15 protein-coding genes are annotated in these 18,646 nt (G+C 47.3%); 7 read left to right on the forward strand and 8 right to left on the reverse strand.

The genetic code is table 11. The annotated features are described in order from the left end of the window. Nucleotides 1-247: 247 nt before the first annotated feature. The 6 genes from Q0393_RS09860 to napA are packed head-to-tail and all read right to left on the reverse strand — an operon-like array spanning nucleotide 248 to nucleotide 6,679. On the reverse strand, nucleotides 248-583 hold the full coding sequence (locus tag Q0393_RS09860; protein ID WP_298979857.1) for a chaperone NapD: 336 nt from the start codon (nucleotides 581-583) through the stop codon (nucleotides 248-250). After that, the gene (locus tag Q0393_RS09865; RefSeq protein WP_298979858.1) at nucleotides 580-1,788 is read right to left on the reverse strand and encodes a hypothetical protein; all 1,209 of its coding nucleotides are present in this window, start codon (nucleotides 1,786-1,788) and stop codon (nucleotides 580-582) included. The genes Q0393_RS09860 and Q0393_RS09865 overlap by 4 nt, the downstream gene beginning before the upstream one ends. 9 nt (nucleotides 1,789-1,797) lie before the next feature. Continuing rightward, nucleotides 1,798-2,331: a nitrate reductase cytochrome c-type subunit gene (locus tag Q0393_RS09870; RefSeq protein ID WP_295152589.1), complete on the reverse strand. Its 534-nt coding sequence runs from the start codon at nucleotides 2,329-2,331 to the stop codon at nucleotides 1,798-1,800. Further along, nucleotides 2,328-3,137 (reverse strand): quinol dehydrogenase ferredoxin subunit NapH, encoded by an 810-nt coding sequence (gene napH, locus Q0393_RS09875; RefSeq protein WP_298979859.1) that lies wholly within the window; start codon nucleotides 3,135-3,137, stop codon nucleotides 2,328-2,330. Before napH ends, Q0393_RS09870 begins: the two co-directional genes overlap by 4 nt. Then, nucleotides 3,134-3,892, reverse strand: a complete 759-nt coding sequence (gene napG / locus Q0393_RS09880; protein ID WP_298979861.1) for a ferredoxin-type protein NapG — start codon at nucleotides 3,890-3,892, stop codon at nucleotides 3,134-3,136. The genes napH and napG overlap by 4 nt, the downstream gene beginning before the upstream one ends. 3 nt (nucleotides 3,893-3,895) lie before the next feature. Continuing rightward, nucleotides 3,896-6,679 carry a nitrate reductase catalytic subunit NapA gene (napA, locus tag Q0393_RS09885; RefSeq protein WP_298979863.1) on the reverse strand — a complete coding sequence of 928 codons (2,784 nt, stop codon included), beginning with the start codon at nucleotides 6,677-6,679 and terminating at the stop codon, nucleotides 3,896-3,898. Nucleotides 6,680-7,214: 535 nt separating this feature from the next. Here napA and Q0393_RS10795 point away from each other — a divergent pair. The 6 genes from Q0393_RS10795 to Q0393_RS09920 all read left to right on the forward strand — a co-directional run bounded on the left by Q0393_RS10795 (nucleotide 7,215) and on the right by Q0393_RS09920 (nucleotide 14,870). After that, nucleotides 7,215-9,467, forward strand: coding sequence for a molybdopterin-dependent oxidoreductase (locus tag Q0393_RS10795; protein ID WP_366111999.1), 2,253 nt, complete (start codon nucleotides 7,215-7,217; stop codon nucleotides 9,465-9,467). A 282-nt stretch (nucleotides 9,468-9,749) separates the two neighbouring features. Then, nucleotides 9,750-10,532 carry a formate dehydrogenase accessory sulfurtransferase FdhD gene (gene fdhD / locus Q0393_RS09900; protein ID WP_298979865.1) on the forward strand — a complete coding sequence of 261 codons (783 nt, stop codon included), beginning with the start codon at nucleotides 9,750-9,752 and terminating at the stop codon, nucleotides 10,530-10,532. 9 nt (nucleotides 10,533-10,541) lie between these two features. Then, entirely contained in the window at nucleotides 10,542-11,333 is a 792-nt protein-coding gene (locus Q0393_RS09905) for a LysR family transcriptional regulator (protein WP_298979867.1), read from the forward strand. Between the two features lie 16 nt (nucleotides 11,334-11,349). Then, complete coding sequence (locus tag Q0393_RS09910) at nucleotides 11,350-11,538, forward strand: sodium-dependent tyrosine transporter (protein WP_177388229.1); 189 nt, start codon at nucleotides 11,350-11,352, stop codon at nucleotides 11,536-11,538. Nucleotides 11,539-11,927: 389 nt separating this feature from the next. Then, nucleotides 11,928-13,388 (forward strand): ankyrin repeat domain-containing protein, encoded by a 1,461-nt coding sequence (locus tag Q0393_RS09915; protein WP_298979869.1) that lies wholly within the window; start codon nucleotides 11,928-11,930, stop codon nucleotides 13,386-13,388. A 156-nt stretch (nucleotides 13,389-13,544) separates the two neighbouring features. After that, nucleotides 13,545-14,870 (forward strand): aminotransferase class V-fold PLP-dependent enzyme, encoded by a 1,326-nt coding sequence (locus tag Q0393_RS09920; RefSeq protein WP_298979871.1) that lies wholly within the window; start codon nucleotides 13,545-13,547, stop codon nucleotides 14,868-14,870. 491 nt (nucleotides 14,871-15,361) lie between these two features. Here Q0393_RS09920 and tupC read toward each other — a convergent pair whose 3' ends face one another. Continuing rightward, nucleotides 15,362-16,666 (reverse strand): tungstate ABC transporter ATP-binding protein TupC, encoded by a 1,305-nt coding sequence (gene tupC / locus Q0393_RS09925; RefSeq protein ID WP_298979873.1) that lies wholly within the window; start codon nucleotides 16,664-16,666, stop codon nucleotides 15,362-15,364. Further along, nucleotides 16,663-17,355: a tungstate ABC transporter permease TupB gene (gene tupB, locus Q0393_RS09930; protein ID WP_298979875.1), complete on the reverse strand. Its 693-nt coding sequence runs from the start codon at nucleotides 17,353-17,355 to the stop codon at nucleotides 16,663-16,665. The genes tupC and tupB overlap by 4 nt, the downstream gene beginning before the upstream one ends. A 70-nt stretch (nucleotides 17,356-17,425) precedes the next feature. On the opposite strand from tupB, the gene tupA reads away from it, so the two are divergent. Continuing rightward, the gene (tupA, locus tag Q0393_RS09935; protein ID WP_005869209.1) at nucleotides 17,426-18,244 is read left to right on the forward strand and encodes a tungstate ABC transporter substrate-binding protein TupA; all 819 of its coding nucleotides are present in this window, start codon (nucleotides 17,426-17,428) and stop codon (nucleotides 18,242-18,244) included. Nucleotides 18,245-18,646 lie beyond the last annotated feature (402 nt).

An 18,646-nucleotide genomic window follows, 5' to 3' on the forward strand; every position in this document is an offset into this window, starting at 1 on the left:
AGCCAAATCATAAAAACTATTATACAAAGGTACTTCAGGCGCAAGCTTACTCCTTCGGGCAGATTGCGCTATATTATCCAATGCAAGCTTAACGAGCCCATAATCCGCAGCGCTTGCAGCAAACGACTTGCTGTAAAAATTCCAAGCTTGTTTGCGCAGTTAAAATTATATAGTTAAATTTGGTAGTTAAATTTGAAATTTTAAAATTTACATTTGGCGGTAAAATTTTAAAATTTGCGGCGGCGGTTTAGACCCGTACCTTGCCGCCGTATTTGATCTGGCTCGGGTCTTTTTCGTCCAGCTCGCGCATTATCTGCTCGCCGTTGTCGAAGTTTGCCGCGGCGATATCTGCGTCCAGATCGGAGTATGAGTAGATCATCATCGCCTCGCTTACGCCCTCTATGACTTCTATCGCGCGAAATGCGGCGATCTCGTCCTCGGAGCTCTCCGCGCTAATCGTGGCTACCGCCTTGCCGTCCTCACACGCTACGAACTCGCAGCCACCGATACTTTGCAGCTCTTTACGAAACTCCGCTATATCGGTATCTGCGCCTAGATAGATTACGACGCTTGAAATATTCATTTTAGCCCCCAAAAGTAGATATATCTATTGTACCCAGAGCCCACTAGATAATCTCCTTCGAAAAGCAGATAGTTGATGATGTCGTTGTCCAGCTCAATGCTGCGGACGATCTCGCCTGCTTTATCGATTACGCGTATGCCGTTACCAACGGTAAAAGCACCCAGCTCGGGACTTAGCGCCACGGCAAAAACTGCAAAATGGGCGTTATAAAATTTAGCGAAATCGCCGTTTTCGTAGTAGCACGATCTTTCTTTGTCGTTCGAGCCGCTCATCATACGATCGCCAAGCAGCGCCACGGAGTAGATCCCGTCCTTGTGCAGGGATTTTTGACTCATAAGCTTTTTCGCTTTCGCGTCGAAATAAAACACGATGCCGCCTTCGCACGAGATTAGTAGCGTTCCGCTGGAGCGGTCGTAGGCGCTGCCGCCCAAAGACGCGATGGTGAGCTTTTGCTCGAAGCTTACCTTGCCGCTAGGTAGGTCGAAGTATAAAATTTCGCTACCAAGACCTAGCAAAATCACGGTATTTTCGTCGTAGAAATAGACGTTTTTAATCCCCGTAATTGGCAATTTGTAGTGCGTGATCTTGCCGCCTGCAAACACGCCCAGCATCTTTTCAAACGCATCGCCGTTATACAAAAATGCGTATTTTTCGCCTAGTTTATCGACGTCGAATATGGTAGCGCCCATCGGCTCGTCTAGGTAATTTTTGGACGAGGGCAGGGCAAAAATTAGCGTCTTGGAGATTGCGCTCGGCACGGAATTCGGGATGGAATTTTGAGCGGAATTTAATGCCGTAGAATTTTCGGCAGAATTTTGCTTTATGGAATTTGCCGCTGCGGAATTCTCTACGGAATTTATAGCGGCGGCATTTGCCTCGGAATTCCCCGCGGAATTTACGCTTGCTTTAGCATTGAAATTCTGCGCCGCATCAGAATTTGTGCTTGCGACGGAATTTTGACCGGTGACAGAATTTCGCGTGGAATTTTCCGCGGAGCTAATGGCAATTTTATAGAGCTTGCCGTCGTCGAGACCTGCGTAAATTTCGCCGTCTAGATTTTTTAGCACCGCGACGTTTGCGCCTATGTCGAGTCTGAAGCTAGCCCCTGCCGGCGCATCTATGCCCGCAGCGCCGCTAGGTATTGCGACGCCGTTGCCGGCATAGACGAAGCAGGCGCAAAGTAGCAACGGCGGTAAAAATTTCATCTCGCGCTCCTACTCAACCTCGGCACCTTGATTTAGTGTATCTATGAGATTAGAAGTGGAATTTGCGTCGCTAAACCTGCTAAAATCAGCCTTAAAATTATTTTTCACTAGCGGATTGGTTTGGGCTTGCGGTACGTGGCATTGCGTGCAGTTGAATCGCTGCTCGGCTAGCGTGCCGTTTAGATCCGCGCCTGTGCGAAAGTCCACCAAGTGGCTTTTTGGAATCGGCGTAGAGCCTACATCCTTAGCGACATCGGGCATATGGCAGGTTACGCACATATTGTTATCCTTCGTGATCGGCACGAGCCCTTCTAAGCTGTGCGGTATGAGCGGCGGAGCGTTTTCGAAGCTGCGCTCGATCTTCGAAGCGGCGCCCGGAGCATCCTCGCTATATTTGAAATCGGGCAGGGAATTTTTATTTTGTGCAGATTCGTCCACGCTTTTTATAAAGCCCAAGCTGTCGGCATCTATAGAAGCTGTCTTGTCCGCGGCAAAGAGTGCCGCACAGCATGTAAGAGCCAAGCCTAAAACCATTTTTTTCATTTTTTCACTCCTAATATACTAAAATTTAACGCATCGTCGTCGCATACGTCGATACAGCGTCCGCAGCTGATACACTCGCTGCTAACGCGCCCGTTTTCGCGCCCGACCATCTTAAGTACCTGAACTTCGGGGCAGACCATTTTGCATTTGCCGCACATCGTGCATTTGTCAACCTCGTGGCGAACGCGAATGACGCTAAAATAGCTAAGTGCAGCCCAAAATCCGCCGAGCGGGCATAGCCGCGAGCAGATAGTGCGATCGCCTGCAAAAATTTCAAAAACTACGATAAGTAGCGCGATCGCAAAGGCACTAGCGCTTAGCGCTATTACGGCTCTGGCAAATACCGCTATGAAATTTACGCTCTCAAACGCCGCAAGGCCGAAAACTCCGCTGCAAATGAGCGCTAGCACCGCTAGGACGTAGCGAGCCTTGCGATTTACGTTTAAAAATTTGGTGTGCACGCCAAATTTTTTACGAAGCCACGCGGCAAGATCGGTTAGTAAATTTATCGGGCATACCCATGAGCAATATGCTCGCGGCGCTATGAGCGCATAAAATGCTCCTACGATAAGCGCTCCGATAACCGCCGTAGCGCCCAAAGAAAAGCTGGCTAGCAGCATCTGCGCCGTCGCAAACGGATCGCTTAGATTAATCGTGCCGAAAAGTTTCGACGAGCTTAGATTGCCCTTTAGAATTCCTGATAAAATTCCGTTTTCGCTCGCGGCTTTGAAGGCGAAATTATTTCCCAAAATAAAAAGGACTAGAATAGAAATTTGGCTCAAACGCCTTAAAATAGTGTATTTCATTGCCTAGTCCCCTCCATTAGATCGTCCTCATTTAAGTAGTCCCTGCTTTTTTGCGGATCGAGCTTGATTTTGGTATCTGCATCCTTTAGCTTCGCGTCATCGCCCTTGATCCAGCCTTTGACGTAGTTATCGCTGGAAATTCCTATGACGCGCTCGCGCTCCACGACGCTGATAGCCGCCTTTTTCGTGACGCAGGCATGCTCGCACTTACCGCAACCCGTGCAGTAGTCGCTATCTACGACGGGCACGAGTAGGGCGTGCTTTTCGGTGCGGTTGTTGTGACGGTAATCGATCCTAAGTGCCTTATCCATCACGGGGCAGCTTCGCACGCACGCGTCGCATTGGATACCTGCATAAGCGATGCAATGCTCGGTATCTATGACCGCAACGCCCATTTTGGATAGACGCACATTTAGCTTAGAGTTTTCGCTCACTAAATTTTTATCTAGCGCGTTGCTAGGACAGGCTGCGACGCAGGGTATGTCGTCGCACATATAGCACGGAATTTCGCGCGGGATAAAAAACGGCGTGCCGTTTGCAATAGCGTGATCGCAAAAGCTCGCAAGCTTAAGCGTATCAAATGGACATGCCTCGACACAAAGCCCGCACCTTAGGCATTTGCTAAGAAATTCTTTCTCGCCTATAGCTGCGGGCGGGCGGAGTTTGGCGTGCTCGCTAGAGTTTGCGACTCCGAGCCCCATAACGCCTACGCCCGCAGCTAAAGAAAGAATGCCTAAGACCTCACGCCTATCCATAATTTACGCCTTGTAAATTTTAACCGCGCATTTTTTGTAGTCGGTTTCTTTTGAAAGCGGACAAGTATGATCGAGCGTGACGCGGTTGATATAAACCTTCTCGTCAAAAAACGGCACGAAAATAAGTCCCTTCGGCGGAATGTTACGTCCGTGAAAGTCCACGCGCGCTTTGACTTTGCCGCGGCGCGACTCTATCCAGACGATTTCGTTTTGTTGTACGCCGATTTTAGCGCCGTCGGCTTCGTTCATATAGCATCTTGCTTCAGGCACCGCGCGATAAAGCTCCGGCACGCGCATAGTCATAGTGCCCGTATGCCAGTGCTCCAGCACGCGACCCGTACATAACCAGAAAGGATATTCCTCGCTTGGCACTTCTACAGGATCCATATATGGACGGAAGAAAATTTTAGCTTTATTGGCAAGGCTTGTTTTTTCTTCGCCTGAAGTAGCGGATTTCAGATCACCGCTAGGAAGCGCCGCTTTGGCGTTGCCGTAGAATGCAAAGTCGCTATCCGGAGCCGCTTTTTTAGCATAAGGATCGTATTGGGCGTTAAAGCGCCAAAGCGTTTCTTTGCCGTCTACGACCGGCCACCTAAGACCGCGCACTCGGTGATAGGTATCGAAATCGGCTAGGTCGTGTCCGTGACCGGTGCCGAATTTTCGGTACTCCTCCCAAAGATATTTTTGGATAAAAAAGCCATATCCTTTAAATTCTTTGCCGTCGCTGCCGATTACGCCACGAGAGTCGCCGTTTACTTCGGAGTTATCGAAGCTTGCCATAATCGGATCTTTTGCCGCGAAAGCCTGAGCGTCTTTGTTTGCAAAGAGCACTTCAAATAGTGTAGTATCTGGCGTATAGCCGAATTCTGAAATTTTATCTAATACGTTTGGAAGCGTAAGCTTATCATTTACTTTAATCTCGCCCCAGAAATCCTTGAGTTTGAAGCGCTTGGAAAACTCTAGCATCTGCCACGTATCGCTCATCGCGTCGCCCACAGGAAGGACCTGCTGTCTCCACCACTGAGTTCTACGCTCGGCATTGCCGTATGCGCCCCATTTTTCGTAGATCATCGCGGTTGGCAGGATTAGATCGGCTACTTTCGCGCTCAGTCCCGGATATGGCTCGCTTACTACGATGAAGTTATCCATCTCGCGCGCCGCGGCTATCCAGTGGTTTGCGTTGGCGATCTGCTGCCATGGGTTATTTACCTGCACCCATATCCATTTTATCTTGCCATCTTCGAGATTGCGCAGAGCCTGTACATAATGTGCGCCCGGTTTTGGGTTTATCGTGCCCTCGGGAAGCTTCCAAATTTTTTCGGAAACCTTTCTGTGTGCCGGATTTGCCACGACCATATCGGCAGGTAGGCGGTGAGAAAACGTGCCCACCTCTCTAGCTGTGCCGCAAGCGCTAGGCTGACCGGTAAGCGAAAACGCTCCGCAACCAGGTTTGGCTTGCTTGCCTAGAAGGAAATGTACCATGTAGCTTTGCTCATTGACCCAGGTTCCTCTTGAGTGCTGATTAAAGCCCATAGTCCAAAAGCTTACTACTTTGCGGTCCTTTTCGATGTAGTAATCGGCAAGCTGCTTTAGTTTGGTTTTGAATGCTTCTAAATCCTCGCTCTCGTCGCCCTTGGCCAAAGGCGCTACGAAATCTAGCGTGTAAGGCTCCAGCGCTTTTTTAAATTCTTCAAAGCTTATAAGCCAGTGAGCATCCGATTTGTCAGAGTGCTTATTTTCGAGTACGTCGCCCTCTTTCATACCAAGATATGCTAACGTAACGCCCTCGGATTTGCTTAAAATTTTGGATTTTTGCTTAGCCGCGGTATCAAGCTCGGTTTTGCGGTATTTTTTATGATTTATATCTTCTCGTAGGCCATAACCGATATCTACTGGACCGGTAGCGAATACGCAGTGCTCTTTAATAAATTTTTCGTCTATCATCTCTGGATGGTTATAAACGATCTCTCTTGCTATGTAGTTCCATATCGCAAGATCGGTATTTGGACGGAATATAATTTCAATATCGGCGATGTTTGAAGTGCGGCTAGAGTAGGTCGAGAGATTTATAACTTTTACGCGGTCCGGGTTGCGAAGTTTGTGGTCGGAGACGCGAGACCAAAGAATCGGGTGCATCTCAGCCATATTCGCGCCCCAGGCGATGATGGTGTCGGTTAGCTCGATATCGTCGAAAACGCCCGCAGGCTCGTCAATACCGAAGGTTTGCATAAAACCTACGACGGCGCTGGCCATGCACTGGCGAGCATTAGGATCGAGATTATTGGAGCGAAAGCCTGCCTTTACTAGCTTTGCTGCGGCGTAACCTTCCGGGATCGTGTATTGACCGCTGCCAAGTACGGCAAAGCCCTCGGGGCCGCCTTCGTTATAGGCGCGTCTGAAATGCTTCTCCATTTCGTCGAACGCTCTTTGCCAGCTGATCTCGATAAATTTTCCCTTTTTATCGAATTCGCCCTTGGAATTTACGCGCAAAAGAGGCTTGGTAATGCGATCGGCGCCGTACATGATTTTGGCGTTGAAGTAGCCTTTGATGCAGTTCAGACCGCGATTTACGGGCGCTAGTGGATCGCCTTTGACCGCTACGATCTTACCGTCTTTGGTGGCTACCATGATACCGCAGCCGGTGCCGCAGAAGCGACAGGCCGCCTTGTCCCAGCGCCAACCTTTTTCGGCTTCGTCCGCAGCACTAAGACTGCTAGGCAAGCTGATGCCCGCAACGCTACAGGCGGCCGCTGCTGCAGAGCTTTTTATAAAGTCTCGTCTATCCATGAGATTAACCTTTCGTTTAGAATGTAAATTTCTATTAATGTTTTGGATAATAGCATAAAAAAACGGCTTAGTCTAGATTAAAATCAAGGTTTTTTCTACATAGATTTCAGATATAAGATAATAATTTTATAAATTTTAAATTTAGTGGCTTAAATTTTATCAGGACAGCGAGTTTTTGATAAATTTTAATATAGATTTTCATTTAATTAAATTAATATAATATACCGATAAATTAGCATTAAAATTTCATAAAAATTTAATCGTGCTTTGAAATAAAACGGAGCGTAATATAATTTCAAAATTCTATTAAAATTATAAAAGTTAGCTTAAAAAGCGTCTTTTGCGATAAGCGATAAATTTTGCGCTAAAACGCCGCTATTACCGAAGTAAAAGCGTAAAATTTAACTATTCAATTTAATATGCGATATTTGCATATTGCTTAAATTTTGCTTAAAAAAATTCACTAATTTAAAATTTCTTTTATAATCTAGAAAGTATAATAGCCGTGCAAACCAAAATTCTTGAAAGGAATATTATGCAGTCCAGAGAAAAGATTGTCAAAACGACTTGTCCTTACTGCGGCACCGGCTGTGGTATCGATCTTATCGTAAAAGACGGCAGGATCGTAAACGCGCGCCCTACGCAGGCCCACCACGTAAATGACGGCGAGCTATGCTTAAAAGGGATGTTCGGCTGGGAGTTTGTAAACTCTCCAAAACGCCTTGCCAAACCTATGATCCGTAAGAAAAACGGAGTATTTGATAGAAGCGGTAAGCTTGAGGAGGTAAGCTTTGAAGAGGCTTATGATTTTGTAGCGTCTAAATTTAAAGAGACCGTCGCTAAATATGGCCCAAGCTCAATAATGGGTTTTAGCTCGGCGCGCTCAAATAACGAAGACAACTACGTTTTTCAGAAATTTTTCCGCGCTCAGGGTAGCAATAACGTCGATCACTGCGCCCGTCTTTGACACGCTCCTACAGTGGCAGGTCTTGCCAACACGCTAGGAAACGGAACGATGACGAACGATTTGGTCGAATTCGCTACCGATACGGACGTATTTTTACTCATCGGCACCAACACGAGCGAGTGTCACCCGATCATCGCTATGCAGATGCAGCGCGGGCTCCAGCGCGGCGCCAAGATGATCGTCGTAGATCCGAAGCGCACAGATATGGCGAAAAAAGCCGATATCTATTTGCAAATCCCGGTGGGCGCGAACATTAAGACGCTAAATACCATTATGAATGTTATCATTGCTGAAAATCTGCAAGATGACGAGTTTATCAAAAACTACGCTCACGGCTACGAGTATCTAAAAGAAGCGGTTAAGGACTTTACACCTGAGCGCTTCGAGCGCGAGACCGGCGTGAAAAAAGAGCTCGTAATCGAAGCTGCTAGAATGTATGCTAAAGCAGGCGCAGCGGCGATCTGCTACACGATGGGTATCACACAGTTTAGCGACGGCACCTCAAACGTATTTTCGCTTTCAAATTTAGCCATTTTGACGGGAAATTTAGGCAAACGAGGCGCAGGCGTAAATCCTTTGCGCGGTCAAAACAACGTCCAGGGCGCATGCGATATGGGCGCGCTACCTAACGTCATCCCGGCAGGTGCGGTAAATTCCGCTTACGCTCAGGAGCAGGCGCGCAGAGTATGGCACTTCGAGCTAAATCCGACTCCAGGCTTTAAGCTTACGGTCGCACCCGATAAAATGGATAGCGGCGAACTGAAGCTGCTCTATGTTTACGGCGAAAACCCCGTAATGAGCGATCCTTGGACGGAACACTTTGTGCATGCAACGCACCATTTGGATTGCTTTATCGTGCAGGATCTTTTCTTTACCGAGAGCGCACAGAAAGCCGATGTCGTACTACCTGCTGCCGGCTGGGGCGAGAAAGACGGCACCTTTTTAAACACTTCCCGTCGCGTCCAGCGCACGCGCAAGGCAAGCGAACCGGCTCCTGGCGTAGAACCTGATTGGAAGGTTGTTTGCAATATCGCGCAAAGAATGGGACTTGAAGGGTTTGATTTTTTAAGTGCGGAAGAAATTTGGAACGAAGTGCGTGCATTAATGCCTAAATTTTTCGGCGGTATTAGCTACTATAGGCTAGATAAGCTAGGCGGCATAAGCTGGCCATGTCCTGATGAAGATCATCCGGGCACACCGGTACTTTACGCAGATCATAAATCGATGCTGCCTGATGGTAAATTTAGAATGGTGCCGGTGCTTTACGTGGATGATAAAGAGGAGCGCGCTAAAGCGGAGGCGGATTTCAGAGCCAAGATGAAAATCCCTGATGATTATCCGGTGGGAAGCGGCGCGCTTAGCGAGATTCCGGATGAAATTTATCCGTGCTTATTTACGACCGGGCGCAAGGTCTATCACTACCACACCGGCACGATGACGAGAGAGTGTCGCGCGCTAGAGTACGGCGCGGGCGCAGAAGGCGCGCTCATCGAGGTAAGCCCGGACATCGCACGCGAACGCGAGCTTACCGAAGGCTGCTACGCGCTTGTTAAAAATAAGCGCGGTCAGATCGCCGCGAAGCTTCGTATAAATCCGGATCTGAAAGAGGGCACGATCTTTACGACCTTCCATTACAGCGAGGCCGACGGCAACGAGCTCGTACATGCGGGCGATCTAGATCCGCTATCAGGTATCCCGCCGCTAAAAATGACGATCGCAAATATCAGAAAGCTTAGCGAGAGCGAGTTTATCGAGTTCAGAAGACAAAACGAGATGTCGATGCACTCTGAAAAACCTTATCTATCGCCGGTTCATAAGTAGTTTGGGCGGCAAGCTCCGCCCGCTTTGCAAGGATGAAATTTAATCGCGGCTGCACGTAGCGGCAAAATTTGATTAAATTTCATCTCTGCGGGCGCTTCATAGCCGCTTGCGCGCACGGTGCGAGCGGCTCGTGGAATTTTCCACGCGATTTTTTAAATTCAAAAATGCGAGCGATTTAAATTTGCGCACGCCGCTTCGGTACGACGGCTTTACTTCGGCGAATTAAGGCTATTTAAGCAAAATTTCACTACGATACGGGCGAAATTCAAACAAGGAAGGTCTATGGAGCCGATTTATAGAGCGGAGATAGTTAAATTTAAAGGCTATGAAAGAAGGATCGTAAGCGATATCTTAGTGCGCGAGATCAAGCTTGAAATTTTATTAAACAACAAGCGTTTCGGCGCGCTGATGGCGACTCCGAGCGATCAGAAGGCGCTTGCGATAGGCTATTTGCTGAGCGAAAATTTGATCTCGGATCCAAGTCGCATAAAGAGCATAGAGCTCGCGCCGGACGGGCTTAGCGTGAATGTTTGTGGCGAGATAAACGAAAAGCGGCTAAATAGCTTCGATGCCGAAAAGGTCATCATCAGCGGCTGCGGGCGCAGCTCTACCGCAAATATCGATCCTGCAGCGATGGCGGCGCGCAAAGTCCGCTCGGATGCTAAATTTCATAAGAATGAAATTTTAAATTTGATGAGCGAGTTTTACACGCAGTGCGAGCTTTATGAGATGACCGGTTGCGTGCACACCGCAAAGCTCTTTACTGCGGGCGGCGAGTATTTTATCGGCGAGGATATCGCCCAGCACAATACCATCGATAAATCTGTCGGCAAGGCGGTCTTGGCGGGGTGCGATACGCAGGGCTCGCTTCTTTTGGTAAGCGGCAGGCTAAGCTCCGAAATGGTCGCCAAAGCCGTGATGAGCGGCATTAGCGCGCTTGTTTCGCGCACGGCTCCTACGAGCCTGGGCGTCGTGATCGCGCGTAAATTTGATCTTACCCTTTGCGGCTTCGCGCGCGGCGAAAATTTAAACGTTTATAGCGGCGAAGAGAGAATTTTGAGTTAAGAGGGCGGCATGGAGATAGATATCAAGATAGACGATAAAAAAGCAAGCGAGATCAAAAGGCTGATTTTAAATTTACTAAATCCAAGCGGCAAGCTCGATTGCGGCGCGGCGTTTAAGATTGCCGCTAAATTAGGCGTGGACGCGAGCGTCGTAGGAGATCTCGCGGCACGCGAAGGGATACGGATAGATCGCTGCGAACTCGGTCAATTCGGCAAGCTGCAATGTAGCGGAGGCAGCATAAAGGCTCTGCAGAAACTAAATCCGTTTTTGGATGAGAAAAGGCGGATTTTTTGCCGTGACGCCCGTGCCGTAGCTAGCGGCGGTGTGGGGTTCGATACGGTGCGCTCTACGCTTAAGGAGCACGCCATAGACGTGAAATATTGTCAGCTGGGCTGCTTTAAGGAGAAGAAAGGCAAAAGAATGAGAGTAAAAACAAAAACTTGGATCGAAAATGCGCAGGGCGAGCTCATTTTCGGCAAGGGCAAAACTGAAGTGCTAGACGTGATCGCTCAGACGGGCTCTATCTCTAAAGCCGCCGAGGTTTTGGGGATGAACTACAAAAAATGCTGGAGCCATCTGCAAATTTTACAAAAAAATCTGCAAGAGGAGCTCTTTAGCACCAAACAAGGCGGCGGCAATGCCGCAGGCACGACGCTAAATGCGCGCGCCTATGAGCTGATCGCCGCGTATAAGCAGCTGCAAAGCGATATAGAAAACTACGCAAACGAGCGCTTTAAGGAGCTTTTTTTGAAAAAAGAGGGCGAAAAAGACGCTAGTAAAGCGAAAGATAAAAACCATTAAATTTAAAGGAGAAACGATGTTTGTAAAGCTAAACGAACGAACCTATCTAAACAAAGACAGGATCACGCGCATTAAGGTAGATAGCGTCCAAGACGGTATTAGAATTCGCTTCTATGAGGGGCAGTTTCAAGTCGCCAAAAGCGGTAGATTTGAAAGCGAAGAAAAAGCGATGGAGTGGCTGCAGAAAAATTTTATCGGCAAATAGGCGCCAAGCGCACTTCATAGCCGCGCGAACAGCTTGCGAACAGATCCGTAAAATAACGCTTTTTGTGATGCGGTAGCGGCTCGCCGCTCATTAGCACGACAATGATTTTCGGGTTTGCGCTTTCAAGAAGAGTTTGCGCAAAGATGTTGCGGTAAATTTACGGCGAACGAGCTTCGGATATAGAGCCTAGCGTAGGTGCAAATAGAAGATGTAGCTACGCAAATAAGGTCTATGACGACATTCGTTCGCCAAATTTACTCGAAAGATTTCATCATTCAAACCCGGCTTAACCGCATTTTTCAGCTAGCTTTGCCTATTTCGTCTATAGTATTTATATTTTATTAAGTACTGATTAGATATAGTCGCGAGCAAAATTTTAAGGGGAAATTTTGAAAAGCTTTAAACTTCGGTTTATTTACGCTATCTGCGTGGTGGTCGTATGCGCGCTGTATCTATTAGCCGAAAGATCGGGCCTTGTGGAGCGCAAACAAACCCATTTTACCGTTACTTCAGATACAAATGTCTCAAAAGTGCCGGGCCTTAGCAAATACGTAACCCAAGAAGAGGTCGATAGCTTCGCGTTTCGCTACTGGGATATAGATTACAATTCAAACCCGAAAAACGTATTTAAAGAACCCGCCACAGACTTAGAGCTAAAAAGGCTTTTAAAAAGCAAGCAAACTGATAAAATTTTAAAATTTATGAAAGATAACAATCTATCCGTCGATCATACTATGCACGGAGGGGTAACGCCCGTGATGTATTCTAGCTTTTGGGACGATACAAATACCACTCAAGAGTTTATAAAGCTAGGTGCGGATATACACAAAAAAGACGAATACAAACTATCCGCTATGGCTTATGCTATAGAAAATAATGCTACTAAAGCGGTAAGACTGCTTTTAGACAACGGAGTTAAATTTGAGGAGGTGAAGGCTATACAATGGTATCTGGACTGCCCTATCTATAAAATTATAAATCTAAATATAATAGTAGATGAAAATGGGATACATAAAACTCATAATTTTGCAGATTGCATCGTGAGAAGAGACGGTCCAAAGGGTGACGTAGATAGTATCCTTTATTATGCCATAAGTAATGGTTTGACGGAGATTGCAGAAATAGCTTTTAAACAAGGGATGAAACCTGATCCAAAATATATACATACTTATTATATAAACTATAAGATGGCTAAAGATATATCGTTCCAGCATTCTGTTTATACAGAGCTAGTGGACTTGCTATATTATAAGCCGATGCTAGATTTATTAGTCAAATACAATATTGCGGGTATACCAACACAAGAAGAATTTATAATGGTTCAGGAACAATGTTTAAATTCTTTACTCGGGACCATAAAAAAGAAAATATCTTACATAAATCATATGAATGATTACTGCTATGGAGAAAAGATTTTAGAATCATATGATTGGGCTCTTCGAGGCAGATGGGAAGTTAAAAATAATGAAGAGAGGGAAAAGGGAACAGATAGATACTGGAAAGAAAAAGATTTTATAAAATTTTTCGGTTATATGCCAAACGATAAAAAATGTACCAAGCTAGCACCTGACATCAAAATATTAAATTTCTATAATATGAAAATAGATAGATATAAAGCTCTTTGCGGCAATGGGCTAAGCGATGAAGAGATTTTGCAAAAAAGTAGCCTAAAAGATAAAAATAGTACTGAGGCATTCGATATTGAGACATTTTTTAAATATTTAAATTTTGAGGAAATGTTAGAGGAAGCAAAAGTGAAAATTCTACATAATGGCGAGAAAATAGATATAAAAGATTATGCCGAAATTCTAAGACAAGAAGCGGCTAAAAAACTAGATAGTAATCAATAAATTTGAAGGAGTAAAACTATATAGCATCAGAAATTAAGTGATATAGTAGGCAAAGCTTTTCTAAATTCTCATTAAAATTCCTTCCTGCCAGGCCGTAAAGCTTTAAATTAATCCAAATTTCACTATAATTAATCACTTAAATTTTAAAGGCCGCAAATGCTAAGCTTAGACGAAATAAGAAAAAATATTATCCTAAAACCTGGCGTGCACTATTTTGATTTCGCGGCTTCGGGGCTTGCTTATGAGCCCGTAGAGCGCGAGATAGCGGAGGTCCTCAAAACCTACGCCAACACCCACTCCGACAGTAGTTCGAGCGCGATTATCACGCAGCGTCGCTACGAGGGTGCGCGTGAGAGCCTAAAAAAGCTGCTGGGACTTGACGAGAGGTTTTATCTCATCGCTTGCGGGCAGGGCGCGACGGCCGCGATCAAGAAATTTCAGGAGCTGCTTGGCATCTATCTGCCGCCTGCGACCAGAAGCGCGATCGGCGAGGCGAATTTGCGCGCCGCACAGCTTCCGCTCGTGCTCATTTCGCCCTACGAGCACCATTCAAACGAGCTTAGCTTTCGCGAGGGACTTTGCGACTACCTGCGCGTGCCGCTTAGCGAAGGCGGCGAGATCGATCTGATTGCGCTTGAGCGCATCCTAAAGCTAAACGCAGCACGCCGCATCATCGGCTCGTTTAGCGCCGCCTCAAACGTCACGGGCGTCGTTAGCGACTATAAAAAGATCAGCGAGCTAATCAGAGCCGCGGGCGGCATCATCGCCTTTGACTGCGCGGCGCTGAGCTCTCACGCAAATTTAGATTGCGACTACTTCGACGCGATTTTCCTCTCGCCGCATAAGTTACTCGGCGGACCTGCTAGCTGCGGGCTTTTGGCGATCAAAAAAGAGCTGCTTAGTAGCGATGTGCCGACCTTTGCCGCAGGCGGGACGGTCGCCTACGCTAGCCGCGAAGGGCACGTGTTTTTGAAAAATCCCGAGCAGCTAGAGGAGGGCGGTACGCCGCCTATCACCGGGCTCATGCGAGCAAATTTGGCCTACGCGCTACGAAACGAGGTCGGTTTTGAGAGGATAAAAAGTGCCGAGGACGAGCTAGCGCGGCTTTTTGAGAGCGAGCTAGCAGGCATTGACGAGATCATAAACTACGCTCCAAAGGACGCGCCGCGGCTGCCGATATTTTCCTTTAACGTGCGCGGTGTCTCGGCGTATGATTTTGCCGCGAGCCTTAGCAACGACTTCGGTATCCAGACGCGCGCGGGCGTGATGTGCGCGGGGCCGTACGCTCACGATCTGCTGGGTATCAAGGAGGGGCGCATGCCAGAAGCCAAGCCCGGCTTCGTGCGCGTGAGCTTGCACTACACGCACACCGAGCAAGACGTGCTATATCTAGTTGGCGCGATAAAATCCTGCATCAAAAAGCACCGCGAGCTTTGGGGCGAGGAAAAGGCGATGTATGAGATGTTTGGCGGGAAAATTTAAGCAGCGTGAGCTTAAAGCTCTGCCGCTTTTTTGAGCTAGTAAAATTTTGTAAAATTCTGCGCCGTTTTTAAAATTTATCGGAATTCCGCGCCGTCTCTTTAGAATTTTACGCGGGTTTTGCGCCGCGGAATTCTTGCTATCGTTCCGCCTTTGCGCTGCAGGCGAAATAAACGGCACGCCCTGCGGAATTAAAATTTAGAATTTGAAATTCCGCGCCTAGAAATTGTGGAATTTCAAAATCCTGTTAGCTGCATTCGCGGCTAAGTTTTAAAATTTCTTAGCAATGGAATTTCAAAATTTCACGCCGCGCCGCCAGGTAAAGCCTTGCTTGTAAATTTCAAAATTTAAAGGCGCAAATTTTGCGCTCTGTTTCGCCGGGTACGTCGCGATAGATGGTTTGCAGTGAAAATTTGAGACAGAAATGAAATTTATTAGTGTCGCGCGAATAAAATTCTAAAGCAAAATAAAGCTTATCCGCACTTCGCGCAGAACTACTCCAGTCCCAAAAACGCGCCGCTTTCAAATTCAAAATAGATCCTCTCGCCAGCGCTCCAGTGCCGCTCATCCTGCGCCGTGACGCATTTTAGCAACACGTCGCCCGCCTTGACCTTGATGAGCAGCGAGGAGCCGTACTGAAGCGAAACCGAGTGCAAAATCCCCGCGAAGCAGCGTTCAAACGGGCTTTGAGATAATAAAATTTTACTCGGATTTATCGCGATTTTGCGAGCGCGTGCGAACCCCTCTTCAAGGCGCAACGAAATTTCGTCCGAAAATTTTAAAATCCCGTTTTGCACGTCAAAGATATTTTTGTATTCAAACTCGCATATCTTGCCGCGATGCAGAAATACGCTTCTTTGCGCGATCGCGCTGAGCCATTTCTCATCGTGGCTGGCGATGATAAAGCCGCAGCCGTAGCGACTCCGCATAAATAAAATCGCGCGCGCAAAGAGCTTGGAGGCGGCAAGATCGAGGCTGTTGGTCGGTTCGTCGAGCAGATAGAGCTTCGCGCGCTGCGCCAAAGCGAGCGCAAACGCGATGCGCTGCGTCTGCCCCGAGCTAAGCTCGAAATGCTTCTTTGATAAAAAACTTCTATCAAGCCCCGTTAGGCCGAGCGCCTCATCCACCCGCTCGTCAAATTCCGCAAGCGCGCCGCGACTTTTGAGCGCAAATTTAAAATTTTGCTCCACGCCGCGTTTTAAAAGCACGGGCTCGGGCAGCAGCAAGCAGGTCTGCCGCAGCGTCTGCAAAGAGGGCGCGCACTGCCCCCAAAGCTCCACGCTGCCGCTGCTGGGGCGCTGTAAAAAAGCCAAAATCCGCAGCAGCGTGGATTTGCCGCTGCCGTTGGAGCCCAAAAGCGCTGTGATGCCGCTCGTATTTAGATCGAGGCTAGGGATATTGAGAATTTCGCTCCGTCCGTAGCGCAGCACTAGATCCCGCACGGAGATCAGCTCGCTATTGGGTACAGATCGCGCGGCGGCGGAATTTTCATTTGCAAAATTCTTTCTCGCAGAATTCTCACTCGCAAAATTCTCGCTTTTGGAATTTTTACCCGCAGAATTTGCGCTAATGGAATTTTCGGTTACAGAATTTTTACTCTTAGAATTTACCGCAGTGGAATTTTTACTCGCAGAATTCTCGGCAGCGAAATTTTTACTCGTAAAATTTGCGCTCGTAGAATTCTCGCCTATAGAATTTGTGCTCTTGAAATTTTTGCTCATAAAATTTTCGCGCTCCCGCTCCGCCCGATTTTTGTCCGTAAAATTCTTGCTCGGACGCTTTAGCTTATCTGCACTCATCGATCCAGCCTTTTTAGCGCGTGGATGGCTAAATTTACCGCAAATGCTATTAAAATCAGCACCAGCGCGAGCGCTATACCCATCGCAAACTCGCCCTTGTTGGTCTCAAGCGAGATCGCCGTGGTGATCGTGCGGGTGAAATATTTGATATTGCCGCCGATCATCATCGCTACGCCCACCTCCGCGACGATCCGCCCGTAAGCGGTGGCGATGACGACGAGTAGGGCGTAGCGCAGCTCGTAAAGCACGCAAAGGATTAAATTTAGCGGGCTTAGGCGGTAGTTCATAATGTTTAGATAGTGCTTCTTATCCATATTTTCGATAACGCTGGCGCTTAGCGAGACGATGATAGGAAGCGCCAACACAAACTGTCCGAGCATCACGGCTTTGAGCGTAAAAAGCAGCCCCAGCTCGCCAAAAGGGCCGTTTCTGGAGATGAAAGCGTAAAGGACCAGTCCTATCGCCACCGTGGGCATCGCAAGCGCTACGTCGCTTAAAAGCCTAAGCGTTCTGCGAGCGCGAAATTCGTAAAATCCGAGGATAAATCCTATCGGAAAGCCGATTAAAATCGCAAAAAGTATCGAGATACTCGAAGTATAAAGCGTCGCCTTAATCGCCGAAAAGGTCTCCGCATCGCCGCTAAGAAGCAACCCGAATGCGCTTAAAATTCCTTCTAAAATAAAGTCCAAGATTGTGTCCTAAATGTTCTATTCTGGCAAATTTATATGCTATAATAGCATATTTTTTAAAGGAGATAACATGAAAAAAATATTTTTTGTTTCGCTCGCTCTTAGTGCGAGCCTTTTTGCCGCCGATAACGATTTGGTAATGGCAACCACAACGAGCACCGATAATACGGGCTTGCTAGATGCGATCTATCCTGCGTATAAGGCTGAAACCGGCGTAGATGTCAAATGGACGGCGGTAGGTACCGGCGCTGCTCTAAAGCTTGGCGAGAACTGCGATGCGGACATACTTTTCGTGCATTCGCCGAAGGTCGAGAAAGAATTCGTAGAAAAAGGCTTCGGCGTTGATCGCACGCCCGTTATGTATAATGATTTTATCCTCATCGCCGATAAATCCATCGCGCCTAAATTTAAAGGCAAGGATCTTAAGGGTTCGTTTGAGCTAATCAAGGCGGAGAAGATTAAATTTTTCTCTCGCGGCGATAAATCGGGCACCGATAACAAAGAGAAAGGTATTTGGAAAAAAGTTGAGGGCGCCGTCCCTGAAAACGAGGCATGGTATAACCAAACCGGTCAAGGTATGATCGCTACGATCAACGCAGCCGCCGAGCAAAAGGGCGTGACCTTCACCGATCGTGGCACCTACATCAAATACGAGGATAATAAAAAGGGCAACCCCGATATGGTTATCATCAACGAAGGCGATAACGATCTGAAGAATTTTTATTCCGTAATCGCGGTCAATCCAAAGCACTGCCCAAAAGCGGACTACGAAAACGCGCAGCGCTTCATCAAATGGATCACTAGCGAGAAGGGGCAGAAGTTCGTAGGCGATTTCAAGCTGCTAAATAAGCCGCTTTTCACTCCTGATGCGAATACTCGCAAGAATTAATCTCGGGCTAAATGCGAGCTAAGCTTTTAAATTTAAAGGTGGATTTCATATTTTAGCGCGCAGCTCGCGCTTTTTGGCGGGTTTTGGGCCAAATTGTGCGAGCTATTTAATTGTGCCGGCGCGGTTATTTTTACGCGCTACAGCGATTGAGAGGTAATACGGCGTTTCTGAGTCGCCGTCGTGCGGTAGCGAGTATTTTTAGACTGCATTGCAAGGAGGGTCGAAATTTTATTAAATTTAAAGCGGAGAGAGATTCGACTTAACGATCCGGCGGATAATCGCCGTTCAAATCAATCGTTTCTACGACGCCTCCCTCAGACAAATTATTTGCTTTTGGCTCCATTATCTTCTCCTTGCGAGTTAAAATTTATCTTGTTCTTTTGATTCTTTAAATTTTGGTAT

Source organism: uncultured Campylobacter sp. (assembly GCF_938015785.1).
GTDB lineage: Bacteria > Campylobacterota > Campylobacteria > Campylobacterales > Campylobacteraceae > Campylobacter_B.

Excerpts from the sequence above, each read along its gene's own strand:
- napH (WP_298979859.1), bottom strand. The coding sequence starts at position 3,137 with ATGAAATACACTATTTTAAGGCGTTTGAGCCAAATTTCTATTCTAGTC.
- napG (WP_298979861.1), bottom strand. The coding sequence starts at position 3,892 with ATGGATAGGCGTGAGGTCTTAGGCATTCTTTCTTTAGCTGCGGGCGTA.
- fdhD (WP_298979865.1), top strand. The coding sequence starts at position 9,750 with ATGGAGCCGATTTATAGAGCGGAGATAGTTAAATTTAAAGGCTATGAA.
- Q0393_RS09910 (WP_177388229.1), top strand. The coding sequence starts at position 11,350 with ATGTTTGTAAAGCTAAACGAACGAACCTATCTAAACAAAGACAGGATC.
- tupC (WP_298979873.1), bottom strand. The coding sequence starts at position 16,666 with ATGAGTGCAGATAAGCTAAAGCGTCCGAGCAAGAATTTTACGGACAAA.
- Q0393_RS09920 (WP_298979871.1), top strand. The coding sequence starts at position 13,545 with ATGCTAAGCTTAGACGAAATAAGAAAAAATATTATCCTAAAACCTGGC.
- napA (WP_298979863.1), bottom strand. The coding sequence starts at position 6,679 with ATGGATAGACGAGACTTTATAAAAAGCTCTGCAGCAGCGGCCGCCTGT.
- tupA (WP_005869209.1), top strand. The coding sequence starts at position 17,426 with ATGAAAAAAATATTTTTTGTTTCGCTCGCTCTTAGTGCGAGCCTTTTT.
- Q0393_RS09905 (WP_298979867.1), top strand. The coding sequence starts at position 10,542 with ATGGAGATAGATATCAAGATAGACGATAAAAAAGCAAGCGAGATCAAA.
- Q0393_RS09865 (WP_298979858.1), bottom strand. The coding sequence starts at position 1,788 with ATGAAATTTTTACCGCCGTTGCTACTTTGCGCCTGCTTCGTCTATGCC.
- Q0393_RS09870 (WP_295152589.1), bottom strand. The coding sequence starts at position 2,331 with ATGAAAAAAATGGTTTTAGGCTTGGCTCTTACATGCTGTGCGGCACTC.
- Q0393_RS09860 (WP_298979857.1), bottom strand. The coding sequence starts at position 583 with ATGAATATTTCAAGCGTCGTAATCTATCTAGGCGCAGATACCGATATA.